The sequence below is a fragment of the Bacteroides ndongoniae genome (genome assembly GCF_900108345.1).
GTDB lineage: Bacteria > Bacteroidota > Bacteroidia > Bacteroidales > Bacteroidaceae > Bacteroides > Bacteroides ndongoniae.
Genome location: NZ_FNVV01000013.1, coordinates 724,602 through 750,236, shown reverse-complemented (window position 1 = coordinate 750,236; position 25,635 = coordinate 724,602). Strand labels below are relative to the sequence as shown.

The 25,635-nt window shown below is 46.6% G+C and carries 24 protein-coding genes and 4 pseudogenes; 13 read left to right on the top strand and 15 right to left on the bottom strand.

Translation table 11 applies throughout. The features are described from left to right. Nucleotides 1-24: 24 nt before the first annotated feature. From BQ5591_RS07450 to BQ5591_RS07435, 4 genes are all read right to left on the bottom strand, one after another. The gene (locus BQ5591_RS07450) at nt 25-1,053 is read right to left on the bottom strand and encodes a fimbrillin family protein (protein ID WP_004294375.1); all 1,029 of its coding nucleotides are present in this window, start codon (nt 1,051-1,053) and stop codon (nt 25-27) included. 56 nt (nt 1,054-1,109) lie between these two features. Next, on the bottom strand, nt 1,110-2,138 hold the full coding sequence (locus BQ5591_RS07445) for a DUF5119 domain-containing protein (RefSeq protein WP_004294376.1): 1,029 nt from the start codon (nt 2,136-2,138) through the stop codon (nt 1,110-1,112). Beyond that, nucleotides 2,135-3,382 (bottom strand): DUF3575 domain-containing protein, encoded by a 1,248-nt coding sequence (locus tag BQ5591_RS07440; RefSeq protein ID WP_004294377.1) that lies wholly within the window; start codon nt 3,380-3,382, stop codon nt 2,135-2,137. The genes BQ5591_RS07445 and BQ5591_RS07440 overlap by 4 nt, the downstream gene beginning before the upstream one ends. A gap of 318 nt (nt 3,383-3,700) precedes the next feature. Continuing rightward, entirely contained in the window at nt 3,701-4,360 is a 660-nt protein-coding gene (locus BQ5591_RS07435; RefSeq protein WP_004294378.1) for a recombinase family protein, read from the bottom strand. Nucleotides 4,361-4,830: 470 nt separating this feature from the next. Between BQ5591_RS07435 and BQ5591_RS07430 the strand changes: the two genes are divergently transcribed. After that, nucleotides 4,831-5,412, top strand: coding sequence for a hypothetical protein (locus BQ5591_RS07430; protein ID WP_007219405.1), 582 nt, complete (start codon nt 4,831-4,833; stop codon nt 5,410-5,412). Nucleotides 5,413-5,425: 13 nt separating this feature from the next. After that, nucleotides 5,426-6,064, top strand: coding sequence for a hypothetical protein (locus BQ5591_RS21780; RefSeq protein ID WP_007219406.1), 639 nt, complete (start codon nt 5,426-5,428; stop codon nt 6,062-6,064). 54 nt (nt 6,065-6,118) lie between these two features. Here the strand turns inward: BQ5591_RS21780 and BQ5591_RS21775 are convergent. Beyond that, nucleotides 6,119-6,290: pseudogene (locus tag BQ5591_RS21775) on the bottom strand (alpha/beta hydrolase); the annotation flags it as partial. A 222-nt stretch (nt 6,291-6,512) separates the two neighbouring features. Between BQ5591_RS21775 and BQ5591_RS07415 the strand changes: the two are divergent. From BQ5591_RS07415 to BQ5591_RS21770, 4 genes and pseudogenes are all read left to right on the top strand, one after another. Further along, complete coding sequence (locus BQ5591_RS07415; RefSeq protein ID WP_007219408.1) at nt 6,513-8,390, top strand: beta-N-acetylhexosaminidase; 1,878 nt, start codon at nt 6,513-6,515, stop codon at nt 8,388-8,390. A 162-nt stretch (nt 8,391-8,552) separates the two neighbouring features. Next, nucleotides 8,553-9,533, top strand: a complete 981-nt coding sequence (locus tag BQ5591_RS07410) for an IS30-like element IS4351 family transposase (RefSeq protein WP_005794072.1) — start codon at nt 8,553-8,555, stop codon at nt 9,531-9,533. Beyond that, on the top strand, nt 9,534-9,995 hold the full coding sequence (locus BQ5591_RS07405) for a discoidin domain-containing protein (RefSeq protein ID WP_080707532.1): 462 nt from the start codon (nt 9,534-9,536) through the stop codon (nt 9,993-9,995). It abuts the gene before it with no gap. Nucleotides 9,996-10,365: 370 nt separating this feature from the next. Further along, nucleotides 10,366-10,629 (top strand): annotated as a pseudogene (locus BQ5591_RS21770) (hypothetical protein); the annotation flags it as partial. Between the two features lie 204 nt (nt 10,630-10,833). Here BQ5591_RS21770 and BQ5591_RS07395 read toward each other — a convergent pair. From BQ5591_RS07395 to BQ5591_RS21560, 6 genes and pseudogenes are all read right to left on the bottom strand, one after another. Next, nucleotides 10,834-12,180 carry a WG repeat-containing protein gene (locus BQ5591_RS07395; protein ID WP_007219411.1) on the bottom strand — a complete coding sequence of 449 codons (1,347 nt, stop codon included), beginning with the start codon at nt 12,178-12,180 and terminating at the stop codon, nt 10,834-10,836. A gap of 43 nt (nt 12,181-12,223) precedes the next feature. Continuing rightward, a complete protein-coding gene (locus BQ5591_RS07390) occupies nt 12,224-13,279 on the bottom strand; it encodes an SH3 domain-containing protein (RefSeq protein ID WP_032541073.1) in 1,056 nt (351 codons plus the stop codon). Beyond that, complete coding sequence (locus BQ5591_RS07385) at nt 13,276-13,989, bottom strand: hypothetical protein (RefSeq protein WP_225651448.1); 714 nt, start codon at nt 13,987-13,989, stop codon at nt 13,276-13,278. The genes BQ5591_RS07390 and BQ5591_RS07385 overlap by 4 nt, the downstream gene beginning before the upstream one ends. 19 nt (nt 13,990-14,008) lie before the next feature. Next, nucleotides 14,009-14,905 (bottom strand): BatD family protein, encoded by an 897-nt coding sequence (locus BQ5591_RS07380; protein ID WP_007478987.1) that lies wholly within the window; start codon nt 14,903-14,905, stop codon nt 14,009-14,011. 433 nt (nt 14,906-15,338) lie between these two features. After that, nucleotides 15,339-15,931 (bottom strand): annotated as a pseudogene (locus tag BQ5591_RS22080) (N-acetyltransferase). 2 nt (nt 15,932-15,933) lie between these two features. Beyond that, the gene (locus BQ5591_RS21560) at nt 15,934-16,101 is read right to left on the bottom strand and encodes a hypothetical protein (RefSeq protein WP_007219681.1); all 168 of its coding nucleotides are present in this window, start codon (nt 16,099-16,101) and stop codon (nt 15,934-15,936) included. Between the two features lie 460 nt (nt 16,102-16,561). Here BQ5591_RS21560 and BQ5591_RS07370 point away from each other — a divergent pair, with 460 nt between their 5' ends. From BQ5591_RS07370 to BQ5591_RS07345, 7 genes are all read left to right on the top strand, one after another. Beyond that, entirely contained in the window at nt 16,562-17,047 is a 486-nt protein-coding gene (locus tag BQ5591_RS07370; protein WP_004294379.1) for a hypothetical protein, read from the top strand. A gap of 17 nt (nt 17,048-17,064) precedes the next feature. Further along, the gene (locus tag BQ5591_RS07365) at nt 17,065-17,490 is read left to right on the top strand and encodes a PcfK-like family protein (protein ID WP_004294380.1); all 426 of its coding nucleotides are present in this window, start codon (nt 17,065-17,067) and stop codon (nt 17,488-17,490) included. 2 nt (nt 17,491-17,492) lie between these two features. Further along, nucleotides 17,493-18,758 (top strand): PcfJ domain-containing protein, encoded by a 1,266-nt coding sequence (locus tag BQ5591_RS07360; RefSeq protein ID WP_004294381.1) that lies wholly within the window; start codon nt 17,493-17,495, stop codon nt 18,756-18,758. A gap of 432 nt (nt 18,759-19,190) precedes the next feature. Continuing rightward, nucleotides 19,191-19,535 carry a hypothetical protein gene (locus BQ5591_RS07355; RefSeq protein WP_004294382.1) on the top strand — a complete coding sequence of 115 codons (345 nt, stop codon included), beginning with the start codon at nt 19,191-19,193 and terminating at the stop codon, nt 19,533-19,535. Between the two features lies 1 nt (nt 19,536). Beyond that, on the top strand, nt 19,537-19,731 hold the full coding sequence (locus BQ5591_RS07350) for a hypothetical protein (protein ID WP_004294384.1): 195 nt from the start codon (nt 19,537-19,539) through the stop codon (nt 19,729-19,731). A gap of 12 nt (nt 19,732-19,743) precedes the next feature. Beyond that, on the top strand, nt 19,744-20,028 hold the full coding sequence (locus BQ5591_RS20720) for a hypothetical protein (RefSeq protein WP_007219680.1): 285 nt from the start codon (nt 19,744-19,746) through the stop codon (nt 20,026-20,028). Nucleotides 20,029-20,371: 343 nt separating this feature from the next. After that, the gene (locus BQ5591_RS07345) at nt 20,372-20,740 is read left to right on the top strand and encodes a hypothetical protein (RefSeq protein ID WP_004294386.1); all 369 of its coding nucleotides are present in this window, start codon (nt 20,372-20,374) and stop codon (nt 20,738-20,740) included. Between the two features lie 58 nt (nt 20,741-20,798). Here the strand turns inward: BQ5591_RS07345 and BQ5591_RS07340 are convergent, their stop codons facing one another. From BQ5591_RS07340 to BQ5591_RS07325, 4 genes and pseudogenes are all read right to left on the bottom strand, one after another. Further along, a complete protein-coding gene (locus BQ5591_RS07340) occupies nt 20,799-22,364 on the bottom strand; it encodes a zincin-like metallopeptidase domain-containing protein (RefSeq protein ID WP_017140671.1) in 1,566 nt (521 codons plus the stop codon). 43 nt (nt 22,365-22,407) lie between these two features. After that, complete coding sequence (locus tag BQ5591_RS07335; protein ID WP_007219678.1) at nt 22,408-24,213, bottom strand: reverse transcriptase/maturase family protein; 1,806 nt, start codon at nt 24,211-24,213, stop codon at nt 22,408-22,410. 569 nt (nt 24,214-24,782) lie between these two features. After that, a pseudogene (locus BQ5591_RS07330) lies at nt 24,783-24,977 on the bottom strand (ArdC family protein); the annotation flags it as partial. Between the two features lie 5 nt (nt 24,978-24,982). After that, on the bottom strand, nt 24,983-25,591 hold the full coding sequence (locus BQ5591_RS07325) for a hypothetical protein (protein WP_004294390.1): 609 nt from the start codon (nt 25,589-25,591) through the stop codon (nt 24,983-24,985). Between the last annotated feature and the right edge of the window lie 44 nt (nt 25,592-25,635).

Genomic DNA, 25,635 nt, shown 5'->3' with positions numbered 1-25,635 from the left:
ATGTCTTTAGCTATTTGCAAGCAATCATTCTCCGACCTCATTCGGAGTTACTGGAGTTTGGTCCACGTCTGTCCAGTCTTCCACAGCATCGACCTTGAACTCAATTACCTGTTGTTTCAAATCCGGGTCAATCTTGCTGCCGTTGATTTCAACCGTATAGTTGTACCTGAAGCCCGGAGTCCATTTGCCTTTTTCTGTACCTTCTTTATCTCCTTGATAGTTCAACTTTCCGGTGAAATTATTTTCTGCTATTTTCCCTGATTTATCAGAGAATATCGCGGTAAAGCTAACCGACAACTCTGTGTTGTCTTGCGGAATGACGAAGCAGGTCGTCGAGTGAGAATCGTCTTTCACCGGCTCCGCAATATCCTCTATTGTTTCGAAATCATAGTCCGCCTTTGGGACACTTGCAGTCTCCCAAGCGATAGTCGGTTTCTCCACCTTATAAGTCGCTGTACCCGTAGCGGTTTGTACCGCGTTCACCTTGATGTTTTCGATTTTCATGATGTAGTCATGGGAGTCCGTGTTCGTGAAGGTGAACTTCACCTGAGACAGCATGTGGTAGAAAGATAAGCCTACCGGAGTATTATCAGAAGCTTGTGCGGTCTTTTCATCGGGTATGGCCACGATCAGGTCTTTGGCATTGTTTGCCGTGTAATCTGTGAACGTCAGTTTCTGCTCACCCTCGATGAAATCCACGTTCTCGTTCTCGATTTTGCTATTCCCATCAGAATAAGCTCCGAAACGATACTTCTCGCCCGATTGCCAATAAGCGGTCTGTACAGGATTCCAACCTGATTGATCTCCCACATTTCCTCCTGTTACCTCGACATTGGTATACACGGGAGTCCACGTGCCCTCTCCATAGTTTCCGAAAACGAAGAACTTGTTAAGATTTTCTTCCGTTGTTTCGGTCACACTACTTCTCGTTGAATGGTTCACGAAAGTCTCGAACTGGATTGCCCGGCTCTGCGGCATATCCACGACTTCTTCATTCGAACAGCTTGCCAGTGCTGCTACAGCCACGCCAAGCATCAAAAAACTTTTCTTCATAAGATGTAAAAATTAAATTAAAAATGGTTATTCCAGTACCTGTTATTTTATTCGTTTCAGTCGAGGGGCAGCGGTATGTCCACCCATTCTCCCCAGCCGTCCACATCCACGTCAAAGCTGCCTCCGCCTTCCAGACCCTCGTCATCGGAAATCGACAGCCCGCTCACGACGATAACGCCGCCCCGTGGTTGACCTTTTACTTGGTCGGTGACATCGAACTCGAAGGTCTTGAACTTGCCGTTCACCATTCTCACCTCCAAGTTCAGGCTGTACCGCCGCCCGTCCGTATCGCCTCGCCCGTAATGTTCTCCCGGGTAGTCGGGCACGCCGAACGACTGTACCAGAGCTTCCGCTCCATAATCTTCCAGTGTACAGTCGAACAGTACCGTGGCCGCGTTTTCCCCGGTATGCCCGTCGTTCAGGTAGACCGTTTCGGCCATGCCCGCCAAGGCTCCGCGTGCCAAGGCCACGTATTGTTGTCCGCTTTCGAACTCGTAGCGTATCATATAGGTGTAAACCAACGGACGCAAGGTAACCGGCAGCTCCGTCGGGACAAGTGTCTTTTCCGCCGTGTATTCTTCCATGTATGCCCCGTAAAGCATGTCGGGCTGGTTCACGGTACGTTCCCCCGCGTGCAGTTCCCGGTAAGAACTCCGGGTCACGCCTCGTGTGGTGGCAGTGGCGGATTCCGAGGCGGCCACACCGTCGAACACGATATATTCCGTATCATTGTTGTAGAACAGCAGCTCGTGCGTGCCTTCCGGCATGGCAACCCGTCCTCCTTCATCGGGCAGGTTGCTCTCCATACGTTGTCCGTCGCTGGTATAGACTTGGACGCGTATTCCGTCGGCCGGAGCAGGGCGCAAATCGTCATAGTCATGCTTCCAGTCCTCTTCCCACAATTCTTCCCAGTCATAGGTATAAGCACGTTCCCATTCCTGTTCCCAGTCGGAAGAGAGATTCACCTTCACGGACAAGCCATGTTCGTCATGATCGTAACACAGGTCCTTCCGGCAGCTCGTGGAAAGGAATGTCAATCCGGCGAGCGTGAGTCCCATGAGGGTATATCGTAGCGTTGTTTTCATCGTGCGCCTCCTTTCTTTTTACCGGTATCCCACAACCGCCACACGAGGGCAAACTTCAGTTTCAACGGGCCGAAGTAGTTCATCCGGTTTGTCTGCTGGTACACGTAGTGTCCGTCGATGGGAAGGTATTCCTCGTACTTGCTGTGCATGTAGCCCACCCCGATACCGGCCTCTAAGGAGAACCGCCGTCCGATGGGGAACATGTAGCCGTAGCTGACACCCACCATTTCGGCCTCGCCCTGATAGCCCTCCTTGCCGTTTTCGAGGTCGTACCACGTGAAGCCCCCGAACACGCCGAGGTAGTGGCCGTGCCACGGGTTGCCTTGCTTCTGCCCGAACCACCAGCGTCCCTCCGGGCTGATCGTGGCCACTTGGTAATACTTGTGCCTGCCATCGTTCTTCCACCACGCTATCTCGCCTTCGAGGTTCACCGTCCAGCGGTCGGCAATGCGGTATTCGACTTCGAGCGAGGGCATCAGTATCGCGTCGTAGAGCAGGTTGGTCTTGACGGCCAGCCGCTGCACCGTCGGTCTTTGCGGTTGCACGGTCGCTTCCTGCCGCACCGTTGCTGGCTCGGAGGTCGTTTCCGCCACGCTATCGGGTTGCAGGGCCGGTTCCGGCTCTTTCACTTCCGCCTCTTTTCGGGAAATAGTCACGGGCGATTCCGATTTCCGGTAGCAGGCCACCGAGAGACTGGAACGCAAATCCGGGAAGAAGTTCTCCTGCATGTACACGTAAGGCCGTCCGCCGCGCAGCTCCATGAGCTGTTTCTTTCGTCCGTCCACCACGCGTCCGGATTCATCGAACACCCATACCGGCGTGTGATCGAGGATGTGCAGTACCTCTTTTTTATAAAGCATATCTGAGGCAGCGACCATCCGGCGCAACATGTCCCACGCGATACCTTCGCCATGCATACTGACGATACTGTCGGGGATTCCGGCATGGCGCACGAGATAAGCTTTCAGGGAGTCGGCCCTGCGCTTCGACAGCACCTCGTTAAGACGGTTCGCACCGTCGGGTGATGCCCACGAGCGTATCACGACGTTTTCGAGACGCCCCGTCCCGTGTTCTTCGCGCAGAATGCGGATAAAACGCTCCAATTCCGTGCGGTTGTCCCGGAAGAGCACGTCCACGTTCCTGTGCCCCTGCCGGTAATGGATACGGGCCGAGTCCAGCTCCTGCGCATGAACATACCCGCCACAGAATAAAAGAAATAATAATAGTATTCGTTTCATTGTCATATTCCGTCTATGCCAATTTATATCAGCTATTTATTCAATTCCCTGTACGTTTATCCGTGCCGTTCTTCCCCTTTAAAAGGATAAAAAGCACCAAACCAACAAATAATCAGCCGGATAACTGTCAGTTGTGCCGGTTTATTTGTTGGTTAAATCGTTGGTTTAATCGTTCATTAAAAAAGCTATCGGAAAAAAGGTCGTATTATTCGGACACTCCGGGAAAATTTGTCCTGCTCAAAGAGTTGAAACGCAAATTCTTGCAGATTTTCTTTGTGGATAATTTCTATTTTTGTAGCTTTGTGGCTGAAAACGAACGTAAAATCATACCGTCCGTTTTTGCGACTTTCCTTTCCGTCTTGTCTCTTTTTCTTTCATGGCCTTGTCTATTTCCTTATAGCGGCTGCGGAATTTCAAGAACGTATCCCGCGAGATGTCGAAACGCCTGCATATATCGGTAATCGTACAGTCTTGCTTCAACATGCCGACGACGACCTTCCGGTTTTCAATCAACACGTTCATTTTCGTGTAACTGCCTTTTTTCCTGCCGAGAACGACACCCTCGGCTTTCCGCAAGGCAAGCGCCTCCTTGGTGCGCATCGAAATCAGGTTGCGCTCAATCTCCGCCACCAGCCCGAAAGCGAAACAGAGTACCTTGCTATTGATGGAGTTGTCGAACGAATACCCCTCTTTGGTGGTGTAAAGGTTGATTCCTTTCTCCAGACATTTGCCCATGATGGCCATGAGGTCCGTCAGCGTGCGGCTTAGACGCGACACTTCCGTTACAATCAGCGTATCGCCATGTTTCATGCGCCGTATCAGCCCCCCTAATTTACGGTCGCACCCCTTCTTTTTGCCGCTGGCGACCTCCGTTACCCACTGGTTAATGGAAAGATTTCTACTGTCGGCGAAACGCCGGATTTCATCTTGTTGATTAGCCGGGTTCTGTTTGCCCGTACTGACCCTTAAATAACCTATTATCATATCCTTAATTATTTTACGGGAGCGACATTGCTCCCGTCTGATATAAATAAGGCATGATGGTTCGAAATGAAAGGATTTTGTGCGTAATTGTAGATATAACATCTTATTTTACACCTGTTTTAATATCTTTCCGTTATTTCTTTCCTCTTCTCTTTTCGTCAGCACTCCCTTGTCGGTTGGATTTTCCTATGCAAAGGTACAGCGGTCGTCCGGCATCAAGCACCGCCGTGCTAACGGCTCGTGGATTGCCCGGAAGCCTTCCCAAATCAGAGATGTCCTTTCAGTCCCCCGCCATGCTTTGCCTGTCGGGTTGGGTATTCCGTGAAATCCCCGGCTGTTTGCTTGCCTTCCCGTCCTTTCCCCGCTGTCTGACCTGCATGTAAAATCTCTCCCGACAAGGAAAGCCGAAAGGCTTCCGAGAGGAGGGAAAAGAAAAACAATATTTAACGAACCAATAAAAAATTACGATTATGCCAAACTGGTGCAGTACAGCGTATGCCATCGAAGGCGACGCACAGGAAATCAAAAAACTTTACGAGTTGATGAAAAATTTGCAGGAACGGAAAGAGCCGTCCGTAGAAAACGGCTTCGGTACATCGTGGCTGGGCTGCCTCGTGGATGCCTTGGGCGAAGACTGGAACAAGGTGAGCTGTCGGGGAGACTGGGCGAACCTCGAAATAGAGGACGAAACCCTCCGCTTTACGACAGAGACGGCATGGGGACCGTGCAATGAGACACTCGACCTCGTATGCGAGAAATTCCCGTCGCTCCGTTACTATTACCAGACGGAAGAGCCGGGCATGGGCATTTACGAGACCAATGACAGCGAAAGCAGATATTTCCCAGACAAGTTCCGTGCCGAGGTATATACTCTCGAAGATGAGTATTATAGCGAATACTTTACCAATCGGGAAGCCATGTTCGAGTGGCTGGAAGAAATCTTCGGGCAACCCGTAACCTCCGAAACGGATGTGGAGCGTATCATGGAGCAATGGAAGGAAAAAAATGAGCAGGTTTATTGCAGCGTGGTCAAGTACGAAATTGTGGAATAAAATTCGAGACGACATGAAAACCTATCATTGGAAAGAGTACGGTTTCATCGGGACAGTGCCCGACTTTGCCCGACATCTCGGAGTATGCAAAAGTCAGACTTTTGTCAATGCGGTGCGGAGAGTTTCCCGACACGTATATAACTGTATGAGTGCGCGGGAACAGGCGGAATATGAAGAGAAGCGGGAGCGGGTAAAACCCGCTTTCCGCCTCTATCTCGACCAAGAGCATACGCAATTCGTCACGGTCACGAAAGAGGAATACGAGGCTATCGACCTGCCCGTGGTGCAGGAGGAAATCGGAACATTCAAACTGTGTTACAGAAACAGAGTCCTGTCTGCATCGTTTGTAGGGGATAACCGTGATGAAATCTCTGTGGCATCTGCCATGAAAAAATACAAGGAGGAAGCCGTGCGTTTCGCCGAGCAAGGCATGTTGGCCACGGGTTACTTCAATACCCGTCTGTACTCGGAGCAGTTCAAGGTTGAAATAAGCTATACAGCATTGGTGTTTTTACACGGACTGGGATTGCTCGTTCCTGCCTTCCTCCTGCTTCCCGGATGGCTGGGAGTAAAGGGAATCTGGCTTTCCATGCCGCTTACTGAAATAACGACCTTATTGCTCGTCTTCCTTTGGCAGTACCGTATGAAATAGAATAATAGCCCAAAAGCCTGAGAGGCAAATGGGCTATTAAAGCTATTTAACAAGCTATTCCGCATTGAAAGCCTTTCGGAAGAACGTTTCTATCTTGTCGAAAGGAATCACGCTTAGGTTGTAGTACAAGTCGGTATGGTGCGCCGGATACGATCAGCAGCTCCTTGTTGCCGCCTTTCAGGCGCTTGAAGGTGTTTTCCCTGAAATAACGTGAATGCGTCTTCTCCCGTGCATCCCCGATAGTCTTACCTTCACCGATTTCCACACCGGGCAGAAGATAATGCCGCCACCTATCCATACATTTTGCCCAGATTTTAATTGGTCCTACCTTAATAAAGCACCTGCAGAGATCATAATTATTAATACTGGATTAATATTTATGTAAAGTTGAAGAATGAAATAAACGTAAATTGTTATTTTTGTGACAAATTATTAAATAGACTTTACCATGAAAAAGAACTCAGTAAAAATATGGGCTATTTACCTTTTAGCCGCAGGAAGTCTGATGGCATGTGGAACACAAGACATTCAGACCGGAAACCTGAATGTCATCCCGTTGCCGCAGGAAATTGTAGAAACCCCGTCGGCGGCACCCTTTGTCATCAACTCTTCCACCACAATTTGTTACGAAGAGGGCAACGAGAAACTGGCAGGCACAGCCCGTATGCTTGCAGGTTATATCAAGGAAGTGACAGGAACGGAAGTCAAAATAGGAACTAAGGCTGGAAAGAACTGTATTATCCTAAAGGTCGATCCGTCCATTACACACAAAGAAGGCTACGAACTGAATGTTTCGGTCGATGTCATCACCTTGACAGGTGCTACAGAAGCAGGTGTCTTCTATGGCTGCCAGACCATACACAAGGCACTCCCCATAACGGATGGAAAGGCGCTTGCCTCACTGCCCGCAGGAACAGTGAAAGACTTTCCGCAGTACAACTATCGCGGCTTTATGATAGATGTAGGCCGTCATTTCTTCCCGAAGGAATACCTAAAGGAGCTGATAGATGTCATGGCACTGCACAACATCAACTACTTCCACTGGCATCTGACCGAAGACCAAGGCTGGCGTATTGAAATCAAGAAATATCCAAAACTGACTGAAGTCGGCTCTTACCGTAAGGAAACAATTACTGCGCCGGGGTCCGGGAAATTCGACGGTACACCGGTCAGTGGTTACTACACACAGGAAGACGCCAAAGAAATTGTAGCATACGCGGCAGAACGTTTCATTACGGTCATTCCGGAAATAGACATGCCGGGACATATGTTGGCAGCACTGGCTTCTTATCCGGAACTGGGATGTACAGGCGGTCCGTATGAAACGGCTACAAAATTCGGTGTTTTCAAGGAAGTGCTTTGCGGAGGAAACCCTCAAACACTGCAATTTGCCAAAGACGTGGTAAACGAACTGATGGATATATTCCCGGATGCACCTTATATTCACATCGGAGGAGATGAATGCCCGAAAGCGGAATGGATGAAATGTCCGAAATGTCAGGCCAAGATTAAGGAACTGGGACTGCACGACACTGAAGAACACAGCAAGGAGAACCAGCTTCAGGTGTACTTCATGAACGAAGTGGAAAAGGAAATTGCCAAACGAGGCAAGAAAATGCTGGCATGGGATGAGATTCTGGAAGGCAATCCTAATCCGGAAACCACGACCGTCATGGCATGGACAGGCATAAAGGCATCCGTCAAAGCCGCACAACTGGGACATTCCACTATCGTCTGCCCAATCAGCCACCTGTATTTCAGCAATCCGGGTTATAACCGCCTGAAAGGCATCAGCAGCGTAGAACGCGTATATATGTTCGAGCCTCAGTCGGAGAAGCTGACCCCGGAAGAAAAGAAGAATATCATCGGAGTGCAAGGATGCATCTGGACGGAATGGACAAAGGACAGCGTGAAAATGGAATGGCAGATGATGCCGCGTATCGCCGCGCTGAGTGAGTTGCAGTGGTGCAATCCGGAAAGGAAGGACTTGAACGGATTTCTGAAACGCCTCCGTCACCAGATGGATTTATACGAATTGTACGGCTATCATTACAAAGAAGACATAGAGGATGTGACAATAAGTGTCAAGCCTAAAGGACAGGACGGCATTGCGGTTGTCGAACTGAATACATTCGACAATGCATCGGTCTACTACACACTGGACGGTTCCGAGCCGACAAGCGAATCGCTCCGGTATACGGAACCATTCATGATAAATCGGACAACGACCATCAAGGCACGAGCTATCCGCAACGGGCGTGAAAGCAATGTAACCGAAGAAACTCTGACGTATAATCTGGCTACCATGCATTCCATCACCCCTTGAGTTCAACTTATAAATGCAACTTTTTGGGTGCGGATAATAAGCAATAAAAACATTTATTTTTCAGAGAGGAAAGAGAGACAATGTCCCCCTTTCTCTCACTCTGAATGGATAAAGTTTGCTATCTTTGCTTTAATTGTCCGTCCAAAGAAAAAAAAGTTGCAGATGAGCAAACATATAACCGAGGAACAAAGGTATGCAATTTCTATGATGTTGCAAATACCGATGAGCAAAAAAGCAATAGCGGAAGCTATCGGAGTAGATAAAAGCACTGTTTACAGGGAGATAAAGCGCAATTGCGACGCCCGAAGTGGTAGCTATAGCATGGAGCTTGCCCAGCGAAAAGCAGACAGGCGCAAGCAGCAAAAACATCGCAAGGAAGTGCTTACACCGGCAATGAGAAAACGGATAATAAAGCTGTTGAAGAAAGGATTCAGCCCGGAGCAGATTGTCGGCAGGAGCCGCTTGGAGGGAATTGCGATGGTATCTCACGAAACGATATATCGCTGGATTTGGGAGGATAAGCGGCGGGGTGGCAAACTGCACAAATATCTTCGCAGACAAGGTCGCAGGTATGCCAAACGTGGTTCTAAAAATGCAGGGCGAGGATTTATCCCAGGCAGGGTGGATATTGATGAGCGTCCCGAGATAGTGGAACTGAAGGAGAGATTTGGTGATTTAGAGATAGATACAATTATTGGTAAGAACCACAAAGGTGCCATTCTTACCATTAACGACAGAGCAACAAGCAGGGTCTGGATACGCAAGTTGTCGGGAAAAGAAGCCATCCCGGTAGCTAAGATTGCAGTATGGGCACTGCGGAAAGTGAAAAACTTAATACACACAATTACGGCTGACAATGGAAAGGAGTTTGCAAAGCACGAGGAAATTGCGCAAAAATTGGAAATAAAATTCTATTTTTGCAAACCATACCACTCATGGGAACGTGGTGCCAATGAAAACACCAACGGGCTTATCAGGCAGTATATCCCAAAGGGTAAGGACTTTAGTGAAGTAACCAACAAACAGATTAAGTGGATTGAAAATAAACTCAATAATCGACCTCGTAAAAGACTTGGATACCTCACGCCAAACGAAAAATTTAAACAAATTATTAATCAGAATTCTGTTGCATTTGCAAGTTGAATTCAGCCCCTGAAATGCGAACCCGACGAAAAATATACCTATCAGGGAGCAAACTTGCTGGTAGACGGCTTGCAGGGTGACGATAATTATCGTTCGGGACGCTATATCGGTCTTTACGGACAGAACTTCGATGCAATTATCGACTTGCAGGAAACGAAAGAAATATCTTCGGTCTCACTCGGCACATACCTTGTTCCGGGAGACTATATCTTCGGTCTGACCGGTTTGGAAATATATGGTTCTAACGACGGAAGCGCATACAGCAAGATTGCCTCGAAGACCATACCGGTACTGGAAAAAGGCAGCAAGAACAATGTACTGAAACGTGATACGGTAAGTTTCGGAAAGACCAAAGCACGCTATGTACGCATTATCGGAAAAAACACTCCGGTACTTCCGAAATGGCATCCGGGTGCAGGTAAACGAACTTATCTATTCCTTGATGAGATTACTATCGACTAAATTTAACAGACGATCACCGGAATAAGCCATCGACCGTATCATTACATAAAAGGGGTAACTCAAAAGTCAAATTTCATAAGGATGAGCTTATAAACAGTAAGTTAATGCCTTATTATTAAGAGCCTTGTCATGGCCCCGAGTAAACTGCACCCCGAAAGTTAGACAAAAACTTTTGGAGTGCAGTTCTGTTGATTCGAGGGGCTTTCTATATCATCTGTTTCCACGAGACAATTTTCTGTTTTAGCCGTTGTCCGTATCCTTTATATCATCGGGCTTTCCCCTTTATTTCACTGTTGTATCTTATCTTATTCTTTCCCTTATCTCGTTTCTGATACTCCCTTCCGGCTGGATTTTTCCATGCAAAGGTACAGCAGGTAAATCCGACAGTTTCACGCTTCAGTTGTTCTTCCTGTGGCATGTACGGATTCGGAAAGAACCTGAAAATCTTGCACCGTTCAAATACGCTTTGGAAGCCTGTTGCTTGGATAATGTACAGACTTTCAGTCGCCGATACATCACGCTCGAAAAAGCATTGCTTCATTGCCTGAACGGTTTCAATGAGAATGCGGTCATTCCGAACCGTTACCAATCCCTGCAAAACTATTTTTGCAGACATACACATGGCAAACGCTAATCCCCGGCAGAGGATTGTCTTGCAGTACAAGTCTCCGATCCTGTAAAACAGGTTTCGGAGACTTTATTCTGCACGGTCATTTCTCCGGTTGTCTTTCTATGTCGGCAGCTTCCTTGTTTAAGCCGGTACTCTATTCCTCTTATATTCAGCCGAATTATTTTTTATTCTATGATTTTTATTATAATTGTGTATACTTTAATGTTACTATTCATTCAATTTTACCCACTTTCGTTGGTTAGTACCAGACTCCATGACAAGACATTTTCCGTTTTCTATCATGTAAATGTGGGCATATTGGCAGGGGACAACCTCTTTCCCCTGCCGGTTGACAACACCGTTCCGGTACGTGTATTTGGCGACAGCTTTGACCGCTTCGGCATACTGGCCGCCACCCAAGTTGAAGCTTTCAATGCGGACATATCTGTCACAAGGAATAACCAACTTGGCTTCTTCTACGGTAGCACGTCCGGCAAAACCATCCTTTCCGCTTCCTTTGATATAAAGTTTCAGCCAATCGTCATATACATACATTTCATCATAGATTGGCTCGAGCACAATATTTCCGTCCGGGTCTATCATGCCATATTTCCCATCAAGGGAAACTTTGAGCAGGTTGTCCCTATATTGCTCTATTTTGTTATAAACTTGGGATGTGACTTGCTTGCCTGTCCGGTTATCCACCAGATAACAAAGACCGTCTTTATAAAGCGCATACCTGTTTCCCGGCAGTGTTCTCGAATAGTCGTATATGGGCGGAATGACCTCTTTTCCGTTCGAGTCAATGTAGCCAACCTTGTCGTTGAGAATGACATGGGCAAGGTTTCCGTCTGCAAACGCACCTATTTTCTCGTATTTGCATGGTGCCAGTACATTGCCTTCAAAGTCCATCAGACCGTATCTGGAATTATACGAGATGCGGTAATAGGGAGTGTCGTCTTTCGTGCGCAGCACTATCAGGGGCTTGCCTTCTTTATCCTCTATGGTATAGTAACCGTATTGGCAGGGCAGAATCATTTGTTTCTGCGCATTGAGGAAACCCTCCCTGCCGGCTTGGTTAACAACGAATAGCCCGCTTTTCAGTTGTTCTATTTTATCGTATTCAAACGGCACGAGCACTTTACCCTCCGTATCGATGATGCCTGTCTTTCCGTTCTTTACCGCATAGGCTTCGTGTGAGGCAAACGGCGTGATACGTTCATAAATGCAGGGAATGATTTCCCGGTTTTCCTTGTCGATGAAACCATACAGCTCCTCTTTTGCCACCAATGCCCTGCCTTGGTGGAAGTAAGCAGCCTGAGTATATTGCAGCGGGATGACGATTTCTCCTTTACGGTCTATGTACCCAAAGTACCTGCCCACTTGCACTACTGCCAAATCTTCGGAAAATTCTTCGGCATAATCGTATTTGCCTTCTATCCATTCCTTGCCTTTTTCATCGACATAGCCGAATTTCCCGTTTTCGCAACGGTGCGGTATAAGGGTAGATGGTGGTTGACTGTTACATGACACTATGAGCATAAGCGGAACAGCCAAGAATAAATGTTTGAGCATACTTCTGATCGTTTTCATAAATCTAAATTAGGTTGGACGATGTTTAATTTATTCTGATATATTGAGAACCCTCCTTTCGCCACGTCTTGCCTGAACCTGTTACATCTTTGTAGATTCCAAAGCCATGTTCGTAGGCTTCATACGTACCGTCATAATCTTCAATTATGATATTTCCGCGACTTCCATTGCTCCCTCCACTGCCGGAGAATGCTGCCAGCCCCAGCCACAGTAAAGCTCCAAGTATCAAGGTGCTCAACATTCCAAGAAAAGAAATTCCCAAACCAAAAGCAAACATCGTGAACGAAAGGCTCATCCAAATACCACAATCTCTTAACAAATAGAGCAATACTGCCATATAGGCAACGAAAGCAAGTACGAAATGCCAAGTCTCGTTAAAGAACGGAGCTCCTGGCGAATCAGGGGTGATACTGTCGTATCTATTGTAATTAAAAATACCTAAGAACAGGATTACTCCTACAATGATAAAGATACCAAACAGAAGTTTTCTCCAAAAGCCATCGAAAAGACTGCCCGTAAACTCCCGGTAAATAGTGTACTGGAAGAACAGGATGCCAATAGCTACAAAAAAATTGATAATAGTAAATATCCATCCTACATCCGAAGGGTCGCAGAACCAGACGAGTGCGCTGTCACTCCCAGCTCCGAACATGAACAGTTCAGCCCCGCCCCATAAAAGGCAACCTGCGTGGAACAACGATCTGGTATCTGTACGTAGTCCGATGAAGGCAATGACGGCAAACAGCAATATGGCAAAAGGGGTATAATGCCGGAGTTCGGAAAGACCGACTGTGGAGTAAGATGTTCCAGCCGGAGCAGCCAGAGTGGAGAAAGGCTCAAGGTATTGTTCATGCACATAGCCCGTGCGACCGTCATTCAAAGACACTTGTGCCCAATCATCTTCGCACGCCGTCACCTGCACGAGATCTCCATTGGACAACGACCCGATTTTAGCCCCACCCGGTGCATTGCGCACATTGAGCGTGGAGTTAACGTTTACCCGATATAGACCGGGAGCAATGGCGGCAAAAGCGGTCATCGCAAAAAGGACTACCGCCAGCATTAATAAAAATCTTCTCATGGCAAAACGAACGGTTTATCAAATGACGACTGGCGCAATCTCCATAAGACTGCCGCACATAATGCAATCCAACACAGGTCGATGGCAATATACCCGCATGGCAGCGGAAACATGTTCAGCAGGATAGATACCACCATAACTGTCGCACCCGCAATGCCTAATACTTTGTCTTTCTTAAACAGTAAGGCAAAGACAATGGCAAATGCCAAGAAAGCTGCCCAAAGCGCCCAATTACCGTAATAATTCAAATCGTTCATCCAATTCCAATTATTCCCTACACGGGACGAAAGCAGAAGCCACATAAAAGGATAATCAGACTTGCCTTCCGTTTCCCAATAATTCTCCAAAGAACGGTACATTTCATCTCCGTCAAAACTGGATACCATATACAAGTCGTAAACGGTATTCACCAAAATCGGAACGAGACTGACACACCACAGCACAAAAGCCGTTTCGCCCAGCCACTTGTTTACGTGTACTTTCACTTTGGCGAAGAAAAGCGTCGTGAAGAAATAAAAGCAAACTGTGTAAGGAAAGTTAAGCCACACATAAAGAGGATATAGGGTAGTCGTGCTGTTTCCTCCGAACTCACTATACCAACCAACCTTTACCATTTCATCCTTACCGAAACCGGACAGGAACATCAGATTGACTAACAGCACATACGCCGTAGTCAGCAGCATTGCGGTTATAATTATTTTCGTTTTCATATCCATAAGTTTTAGCTGTTTATTCGTGTGCATGGAGAGTGATGCCCTGACAGTTCACCCGTTGTTTTACGAATTGGTGGTTGCCGTCCTCAAAAAATGCTTCAAACGGGTCTGAAGAAAGATTGTACCGCCTGATATAAACATCCATGTACAGGTCTCCTATACGAAGTTCTCCCGCCCGTAGGGGATAGAGTAATAACTTCCGGAACACCGCCACCTGATAATTCTTTCCATTCCGATGCTCTATTTGCCATGCGCTGCCCCGCAAATCTATCGGTTCTATTTTGAAATCGTCCGAAGAGATGAGTTGTTCCATATTGGCGAGGCTATCTGCAAGGGATGTGGTATATAACTTGCATTCCAACACGACGGGTTCATTTATACGAGGAGAGCGTTCTGATACGTTCATTGTCATAAAGACATCCGGTTTTGGTTGTGGGTCGGAAGAAGGAGGTAATTTCCCGTCAGGTACGACATTCACTGCGAGTTGCTGCGAATGTAGCTGATGCCCGTTCACCACAATACTTGCAGAGGGAATGGAACACCTGCCCACCTGTAATGCCTGCAACACATAAGTATAAGACTCTTGATATTTCCGGTTTATTTCTCCATCTACTTTTTCCACATTGGTGGCACTGCTTTTGGTGGGGCCAAGTAACACCTTAAAGCCTTTCAATTCGGGCACAGCAAGATTCTGTATTTCAACAGTAGCAGGTTTCTCCGGGAAAGATACAATAAATGTTAGCCGGAACTGTTTATTAATTTCGATATTCTCCGGAGCAGAAACTGTAAACGTAGGATCATTATTTGCGTATGCTTTTGCCGCTGTTCCGATAGCGCATAAGCAACATACCCATGCAATAAGTCGTTGGGAAAGAAATGTCTTTTTTGCGTGAACCGATAATTTATCCATCATCCTAAGTTCTTTTATGTCTTCCCAGTCCTTAGAAGGCTGTTATTAAATAATAAAAGCGTGAACTGCAAATGCCACGTCTTAAATCGAAGGTCGTAGGAAACCTGTAGTACAGATATGGATATAGCAGCCCACGCTATAGCGTGAGAACCACTATGCCTTCCTTGTACTACATCTGAAAATTTCCTACGTTTTCGATTTACAAGATAAGCATAACGCTTCTTTCTTTTCTAAATATGTCTTGGATAGAGTTGCCTCAATCCGATTGCAAATATACGAAAAAACTATCAATAAACTCTTTTCCTGATTAGAAAAGAAATTGCTATTCAGTAAATTATATAACTTGAACCTTATGACCGCATTTGGCGACTGCATAATATGCACATAAAAAACGGCCTCGAATGATTATTCCGAGACCGTTTCTGTCAAATTCAAGTTATATCAGTCCTTTATATGGCAAGCGCGTTTTCAAAGGTGCGTCTTGTGGAATGTCATAATATTGCTTTTCTATCTCTTCTGTCTTGTATAGAGGAAGAAAGCCGTTTTTGTCGTAATACTTAAGCACCCTTTCCTCGTTGTACGCATCCACTACGATAAAGCGGCATCCCGTTTTATTGTCCTCGTGACGGAACCAGTCTTTTATAAAGGTCATCAGTTGCTGTCCTACATGGCTCGGTGTGCCCTGATATTCCCGGTTTACCCCCAGTCTTCCTATCAGTACAGCCGGGTAGCTACGCCCACGTTTTGGGTTTACGATATTACGTTACAAACGATTTTTGTCATTGGAAGAGATTAATTTGGTCTTGATGCTGTCATTAGCCAAGGTAAACAACGCTACAATACGGTGCGGAAATTCAGTCGTCACCCAACATTAAGTTTTCCCTAAAAGTTCATCCGCATATAAATCGGCATCATGAAGGAAAAAATCATCAAGATCATCCTCGCCGCAAGTGAAAGGGAGACACTTTTCCCGCACTTCCCTGTATAGGCAAGCATGACGCAATCATCGTATAAAGAAATCCCGTTCATTGTTAGTTGAATCGGAATGAACGGGATTTCTCCAATACCTTTTGTAGCCGTTTCTTGGCCGCCACGGACAACTGTGGAGTTACCTTTACGGCATTCTTTTCTGCATTACGCACGAAATCTTCTGCCGTAGCACCTTCCAAAACCGGAATATTCTTAATCGTTATAACCATAATCATTAATTTTATGCAAATACTACTTTATTACCATACAACAAAATGGTACGCTGAATTTAACAATAACAGGGCTATATCAATTCACAAACAATTTGCCACTTTTTTATGTGGTTATTCTAACCATATTACATTCCTCTTACTATCTTGTCGTCGCTCCCTCGCCGGTTAGATTTTCCCATGCAAAGGTACAGCGGTCGTCCGGCGTCAAGCACCACTGTGCTAACGGCTCTTGAATTTGCCCGGCAGCCTTCCGCAAATCAAAGATGGCCTTTCAGTTCCCCGACAGGCACGGGCATGTCGGGTTGGGTATTCCGTGAAATTCTCGGCCGTTTGCTTGCCTTTCCGTCCTTTTCCCGCTGTCTGGCTTGCATGTAAAATCTCTCCCGGCAAGGAAAGCCGAAAGGCTTCCGAAGGGAGGGAAAAGAAAAGCAAGTTCAACAAATTAAAATTCAAGGTTATGCACAGCAAGATTTTTCAAATTACTCGAACCCGAGTGGACAAGGACAACTACCTGAACGAGGACACCCTCATGCAAGGCGATGACAGCTTTTTCGATTATTGCGCCGAGATTGACGACGAAGAACGCCAGTACCATATCGACAACTTGGTAAACAATATTCTGCCCAAAGGCATGTTCGAGTTTGTTTCCGACGATACCATACGATACAATGGTGGTGCGGCACAATGGAGAGAAGATTTTGTCGCAGACATTCGAAGCAGGGCGGAAGCCGTTACCCCCGAAAGCGTGCAAGAATGGATTGGCCCGGTCTATCAGCTCGAGAAATTTCTGAAAAACCCGCTCGATACCGCCTACTGGTTCTACATGGACGAAGAGGGATTGCAATCCCACGCCGAGCAATCCTACGAGTTCCTGCGACAGGTATGCGAATTTGAACCCGGCACGCTACTCTATATCGGCGGTGTTATCGACTATCATTTTTAACCTCAAAATGCAGAACGATGAAAGGTACGGAACATTTCAAACAGACTATCAAGGAATACTTGGACGAAAAGGCACGGACGGACAAACTTTTTGCCGCGTCGTATGCCAAAGAGAGCAAGAACTTGGACGATTGTATCACGTTCATTCTCAACCAAGTCAAGGCAAGCGGCTGTTGCGGAATGACTGACGACGAAGTGTGGTCGCTCGCCATTCACTACTATGATGAAGACAACATCGACGTGGGAAACCCCATTAGCTGCGGTGTCGTGGTCAATCACAAGGTAGAACTGACCGAAGAAGAAAAGGCACAGGCTCGAAAAGACGCGCTGAAAGCCTATCAGGAGGAAGAAATGCGCAAGATACAGCAACGCCACAGCAAGCCGAAGCCGACTGCCAAAGCTGCACAGAGCAACCAAACAGAACTTTCACTTTTTGATTTCTGACCATGAAAGCACGGACGAAATTCCAACAACGGGTAGCAGCCGCCAATGGGCGGTTGCTGCCTATCACAGAGAAGCAGACAGAATGGGCGTTCCGGCATACCGTCAGACATTATGCTTTTCGTACCCCCAGCGGACGGACGACCTGCCTTGATTGCGGATATCGGTGGAACGAGACGAAAACTAAACATTGCCATTGTCCGAACTGCCATGCCAAACTGACGCTCAAAGACACGCTTTGCCGCAAGACGGACGAGAAAAGTTATTTTTCCGTCATCACCACGCAGGACGGATTTCAGGTACAGCGGATTTTCAGAATGACCGTTTATTATCACAAAAGCCGGAAAGCTCGGACGGACGTGTGCGAAGTGGCGAGGTATTGGATGGACGAGAACGGGAAAACCGCTCTGACGGCCTTACAACGGGCAATGGGACGTTACTTGGATTGTTTTCTATACGGGTCGGGGCTGGAACTGCGGAATGATAACTATGTGTATCGCCACATTGCCGACTGCTATGTCTATCCGAAATACACGGTTATTCCGAAGTTACGGCGTAACGGCTTGAAAGGTTCGTTTTCAGACATCGCCCCGCAAAAACTGATGAAAGCCCTGCTGTCGGACAGCCGTGTGGAAACGATACTCAAAAGCGGACGCAAACGCGACCTCAAGTATTTTATAGACCACGCACAGGATTTGGATTTATGTTGGTCATCCTACAAAATCGTGTTACGCCAGAAGTATCGGATAAAGGGCATGGGAATATGGGCAGATTATCTCCGTATGCTCGACAGGTGCGGCAAAGACTTGCACAACGCCCACTATGTCTGCCCTGTCGATTTGAAAGCCGAACACGACAAGTACCAGAACAAGGTGCGTATTCTCCAAGAACAGGAAAAACGCATGGAGCAGATGAAACGGGCGAGGGAAAACGAGGCACGTTTCAGGGAGTTGAAAGGCAAGTTCTTCGGTCTGGAGTTCACGGATGGGACGATAGTCGTCCGTGTACTGGACAGCGTGGAAGCCTACTACGACGAGGGCAATGCATTACATCACTGCGTAGGACAGTGCGAATATTACCTCAAACCGGATACGCTGGTATTCTCCGCACGGATAGAAAACAAGAGGGTCGAGACCGTTGAGTTGAGCCTCGAAACATTCAAGGTGCTGCAGTCGAGAGGGCTGTGTAACAAAAATACGAAATACCATAAACGGATTATGAACCTTGTGCATAAGAACATCGCACTTGTCCGAAAGCGTATGGCCGCCTGATACCGGCTGCTGTCGGTCAACCACCTGCCAATCGGGACAGGTGGTTGTTTATATTCCGGCCGTTGCCGCATACTTTTGTAGGTAGCGAACTACATTGAATCAGCCATTTATATGCCATGAGCAGGCAGGACGTTTATAGTTTGCTTCTCCCTTTTATACCGTCGGATTATCATTTCCTCGAAGCTCGTCACCGCCACAGACTGTTTTTACCGTGCAAAGGTACGGCGGACGAACGGCAGACCAAGTATCGCAGAGCTACCTTGCTGAAATTTGACGAAAACTTTCCGGAATCACAGATTTCGGTATTTCATAAAATTTCATCGGCGGTTCCTTGTTCGCGGTTCTTGCTTCCGCCGTCGGGTATCGCACATAAAAACCGACCCTGCGGCAGGCTGAAAAGCTCGGAACAAAGGGAAATAAAAAAACGAAACGATGACAACAACAGAACAAATTATCGCAGTAGCCACAGGATTGGGCTGGCAAGTATCGACAACGAAGCACGAAAATAGCGTGGTGTTCGATTTTCAGCAATATACGCCCAAAGGGCAGGACTTCAACGTCTCTGTTGAAATGAAAGACGGGGATTTCGACGGGTTTCTGTGCGGACTGGAAAATTTCTACGAAGGTTTCGACCCCGACTATGAAGCCTACCTGTGGATAGGCAATGACGGGCACGGCAAAAACGGTGCACCCTACTACATCAAAGACATCGTAACCGATATGGAAGAAGCCGAGAAAATGATAGAAACCCTGTATGAAACATTAAAAAAGCAATAGCATGAGAATGAAAACACTTTACACAAAAGATGCGGAAAGGGCAGGAATAAGCCGCTTTCCAAATTTCCACAGGACAGGAAGCATCGCCGGAATGAAAGAACTGTATTATGGCAAAAACGCCCTTTTGGTACGTTGCGGCAATTACATCTACAATGTATCGAGTGAACCCGAAATTTATTATAACATAGCACATTAAATAATATTCATTATGGAAAGGACAAGTTGTAAGACAGATTTTCAGAGTTGGAAAGGTATAATGGCTCTAAAATTACTTTGCTGCAATATAGTTGCAGGCCGTTTCGATTGGAAGAAATATTGTTGCCCACAACCTTATTGTGGTCAGGAAATTTGCGTCATACCGCTACATTGCTCCTATGGACAGATAGGCTATACCGTGTATTTCCCTTATGCTGATATGCCGGAAGTGGAATATGATTGGGAAATGAACAAATTAACTATCGACAAAGAGAACTGGGAAAGCTATTTAACGTGAGTATAATTCAAAATATAGCCAGTTGCCCGTCTTTGAAAAACATACATCAATGGCGGGCTTCTTTCAAAAAACAGTATGTTGTTATGGTAGAAAGGGAGTTGAAAATAAAGTTATATTAAAGGAGCGGGGCATAGAATATTCAATATCTTTATCTTCAACCATATATTTTCCCCGAAATTGAGCAATTTCTTTGCAAAAATCATCTGCCATACGATAAATCTCCGTAACTTTGGTCTCTGAAAATATCATGGTAATTGCTTAAATGTCGTTAATTGAATACTATAAATTCAATGCTTTTATTGCTATGTGCCTAATTTATTTACAGAATTAGAATTGAAAGAATATGACACAGACTTTTTATACCAAATGGCAATTTTCTGTCCTTGCAGATGCAGGGGGTTATGTATCAAAGGAATACAATAACTTCCAAACGGCGTTGTTGAGTGAAATATCCAAATATGCAAAAGCCGTGGATGCGGCAGTTGTAGCCGAGAGCAAGGGGCATTACCTTACAAGTTGCTTTATTGAGCGTAACGGTAAATTCGTGTACATAAGCCATTCTTCGGATGCGCGGATGGACGGTGGGGTAAAAATAGAACTTGATTCGTTCCTGATACGGACCGCCCGGCACGCAAAGGATTATACCGGTGGTATCAATCAATATTGCGATATGTCACAGCTACAGTCAATGATTGACAAACTGTTGTCTTAATGTAATGTATAAGAATGTGAGGTAGCGTTGAAGTGAAGCCACCTCACATTCGTTTCCGTTATCGGTGCAGACCGCTGATGTAGCTTTCCTCTTGCACTTCACCCTGATACTCCTCCATTTCGCCCAGTTTCTCGTTCACGCTTTGCAGGTTGGCCTCCATCGACTGACAATGGTCGTAAGCGAAGCGGTGTCTGTCGGGTATATCCGTACCGGTAAACGGTCCGGCATCGAGCGTGTCGGTTTCCCTGTTATACCAGACGAACAGATGTTTTCCGTTCGGCATCTCGAACATCGGGAGTTTCTGATGTTTCAGGACATCGAACTCTTCCGCCGCCATATCCTTGGCCACCTCTTTCACATCATCGCTGGCGTGGTCGGTTCCGTAACGCCGGATATGGTCTCGTACCTCCTGCTCCGTGTACTTCAGCATGATGTCGTAAGTGCCCCCGACACTTCCGTTGTACACTACGGCAAAGTCTTTATCCTCGATTAGCAGATCATCTCCCCGGTTCTGGAGGGGAGAAGCGAATGTATGCTGCTCGTCCATACCGTTGCCGTCGTAATACTCCTTGGCGAGTGCCAGCAATCCCTTGTAGTCGCCTTTGTCCTTCAATTCGTCCAGTTGCGTCGTGTCATCGGTAGATTGGAGATAAGCCACCGATGCGTAAAAGATACGTTCCTTGGTCGAGTGTTTGTTCTCTTGCTCTTCAGTAACATTTTGTTCCAACTCCTGTGCAATCTTATCCACCTTTTGGGTAACGATTGACGAAGCCCTTTTCACGTCCAGAAGCGTCGTCTTGATAAACTGTGGCGATTCCTTCAATTCATCGAGCCACCCTTTGAGGTATGCGCAACTGTCTTCCTTGATATGCTTGGTCATGCCATAGCGTTGTGCGATCAGTGCACTGCCGAGTTCGGCCACCAGTTCCTCGCGGGCATACTCTTTCGAGCCGAAAGATGTCGGCTGGAGACGGTCGAGAACACCCTCGGCGCCGGTGGAGTGGACCATTTCATGAAACAGCGTTCCGTAAAAGGCTTCTCCGGACTGGAACTGTTCTTTTTCGGGCACGATTATCTCGTTTCTCGTAATCGAGTAGTATGCTTCGTCCTGATGTTTCGGTTTGATGGGACAAATCCAAAGCTTGTCCCGAATCATCGTATCGACGGGCACGAAACTGAAATGTTCGCCGTTTTCGACCCTTTTCCCGTTCTCTACCTCCAACTGCTCCCACAACTCCGGTCGTGCCTCCCGCAAGTTGGTCTGGGCGACATTGAACACCCGGAACACCTGCATACGGGGATAAACATTGTATTGCGCCTTCTCCTCGTTGGAGAGCTTCTTGTAATCGTCATACTTGATTTTTTCCTTTGTTTCCTTGTGTATGCAGGTGAATGTGGTCAGCATCACGGGAAAGGATTTCTCACCTTTCAGCACAGATACCCTTGGCAGTTCTTGTCCGTCCTTACCGGGCTTGTTGAGCCGCTGCACACAGTCGAACGTACAGAAACGGGGAATCTTGTACCCTTCGTTCTCACAATGCAGGAGCAGTAGGCTCGGTATGGGACGCCTTGTCGTCTTTCGGCGATAGGTTTCCCCATACCTGCCTCCAAACCGAACGTACATGTCTCCATGTATTCGGCTTTCCGTTGGTAATGTCAATTTTCTGTTAAACATAGCTTTGAATCAGTGTATTGCATTTTTCGCATACTGCCAATGTCTTGCGTCCTCTCTTCAGCATTAATCTATTCCACTCCGTATCTGCTTTCAGTTTACAGAGTGTTCTGACATGGTGCATTATCAGTGGCACTTTATTTCCGCAAAGTTCGCACACACCGTTATTTAGCCTTTCTACAAGCGATGCCTGCGGCAGAAAATATGTATTCGGCATGTGGTCACATTCTGCAAAATCATTGACAGTTTTTCTTCTGAACCCCTCATTGTACAATACCCTGCACTTTTCTTGACCCTTGTTGTCCATATATCGGACAACAAAGTCCTGCCCTTCACGATAACGTTTCCATTCTTTACGCATGGTACTGTTATGTTTGTGTGCAAGAGTTTTAATGCAACTGCGTTTCATGATACCTCCGAAAGTACCTCCGACAGCTGAGATGTTATTGGCTATCGAATAGTAGTTATAGAACCCTCTTATTTCAAGGTTGTATCTGGCTATGATATCCTCCTCTTTCATGCTTGTTAGGAAGCCTCTGGATTCAGCCCACCATATTTCTTTGCCATTGACTTGTTTTATTGCCATAGCATTCATAGCGAGCAGTTTCTCCCTTGCAATTTCAGTAGGGACATGTAGCCTTACATTTCCGTTGAACATTCGATTCGTTCTACCGAGGCTATTCTTTACCTTGCTTTCGGAACGTTGTACATAAATTTCATATCCGAGAAATTTTGCCTTGTCCTGTGCGTTTGTGATTAAGGTCTTTTCCTCAGACAGCTCAAGTTTTAGTTGTTCTTGCATGTACTTTTTGAGGTCTGCCTTTATCGCTTCACAGTCGGCTTTACTGCCGATAACCCCTATAAGGAAGTCGTCAGCATATCTCACGTATTTTAGTCGTCTGTACTGTTCGTCCATGTCATTCCCATACGGGAGTTGTTGCATTTCTGTACGCATGTTTCTGATTTGCGAGATAAGGATTTTCCTTTTCTCCACGTCAATTTCGGCGTTCAGTTTACGTTTCAGCGAGTTTCTTTTGTTGCAAATACGGTTGTAGGCTGGATTTACCCGTCTCTTGTTACCCTTGTCGAACCTCTTGGCATACTCGTTCATGAACTTATCAAACTTGTCAAGATAGATATTCGCCAGTATTGGACTGATGATTCCACCTTGAGGTGTTCCCGAATAAGTATGATTGAACTGCCAGTGTTCTACATATCCGGCTTTAAGGAACTTTCTAATCAAGCGAATAAAGCGAACATCGTTTATTCTTTCTTCAAGTATGCTTATCAGTACGCTATGGTCTATGTTGTCGAAGAATCCTTTAATGTCTCCCTCGATGAACCATTTAGCCCCGACAAACCTTTTCTGAATGCTTGATAGTGCGGTGTGGCAGCTTTTGAAAGGTCTAAACCCATGTGAGGTGTATTCAAAATACCCTTCATATATGGCTTCAAGTATCATTCTTACCACCTCCTGTACAAGTTTGTCTTCAAAGGAGGGTATGCCCAACGGACGCATTTTACCGTTCTTCTTGGGAATATATACCCTCTTTGCCGGATTAGGTTGATATGTCTCGTTTTTGAGACTTGCTATAAGAGATTCTATTCTTTGAATGCTCATTTGGTCAATGGTCTTGCCGTCAGTACCAGGTGTCATATTGCCTTGCTTAGTGTAAATACGTTGATAGGCAACATAAAACATCTGTTCATTGAATAGATTTCGATACAGCCTTTCGAACCTGTAGCCCGAAACTTTGCTGTGTTCACATAAATTGTTTAATACTTGCTTTGGATTTCTCATAATGTCTCTCACATTATCCGTTGTTTGTATTAAAATTACCAACTGCTTCCCTTCGCCATGTACAAGGCTTTCCCTTGCTCAGACTACTACGGAAGCTCCGTTGCCATGTCGGGTATTCAGAGTCTTTACCCATAGCCTTTTGGCATCCCGATTTAGGCAATCTCCAGTTAGCACGCATAGTAACTATTGGCACGACAGATTGTCGGATGCGACTTTCGTTCTTTTCTTGCTTATCGCAAGTGCGTCGTGGTTGATACCTTTTGCCCATATTCCTAATGCTTTGGAATTGAGTACCACGAGAGGGCGTAGATATAACTGCCTTTCCGCCCACGCCACGCCTTATGCCGCTGAACTATCGTTGAACCAATGCAGGCTTCATCCTTATATCTGTCTTTCCCCCTCACGGAACTGTGTCGCATGACAGTTAGCCACACATTCCGTTTTACTGAAATGCTGTTTTCACCTTTTGCTTTCGCTCGGGGCTTATTCAGTTGGGAGTAGAACATATTGTATCCTATTCTAATCTCTTGCCACAGAGATATTTACTATGCGACCATTCTGGACGCACGCATCAGGGCATTCATACCGTTATACTCGCGCCCTGACAGGTTACGCGGCCATTGCAGTACACCCTCGGTAAACCACGGCTTGTGCCAATCTTTCTGGATGCTTTCGATTTTCTCGATCATCATCTCGGCAAAGAGGTCCAGCGCCTTATCCTCGCTGTTCGGTCCCTCCGTATTTCGCTTTCTATAACCGGCCATGACTGCTACTGATTGGAGTTATCCGATTCGGGAACATATTGCGTCAATTCTTCCACCCGGCAGGAGATGTCCGGCTTCCCGTTATGTGCCGAGACTGTCAGTTCGCCCTTGGCCTCTACCTTGACACCCGGTTGCAACCACTCTTCGCGTTGCCTGTCGAAGCAGAAGAAGCGCACCCACTGGTACTCGAAATTCTCATCGACCTTCTCGGTGCTGAATGCCGAGAACATCGTATAGGACTTATCCTTTTTGTCTTTCCGTTCCTCGATGTTTTTGCCCACCTTGCCGCGGAATGACAGTTCGCCCTTGATGGAATCTGCGATGTCTTTTGCCGTGGCGATACGGTCGGCAAAGAGGTTGAAATAGAGCTTTTCGCCCCGGCGTTTCAGGAACAGCGTCCCCGCAACCTCGACACGCAGTCCGTTTCGATAGCTGGATACCTTCTTTTGGGCACCCTCCTTGCTGACACTGATCTCGACCGTTTCGTTCCGGCCATCCTTACCTTGGATCACGATGCGGAGCGGAAAGGTCAGGAATGTTTTATCTTCCTTGGTTGTGCGCATCGAAGCGTCGCGGCTGATGGTGCCGCACGCCGTAATATTACACTTAATCATCTTCTTTTGTCTTTTTAGTGATACATAATCCACCGGACAAAGCG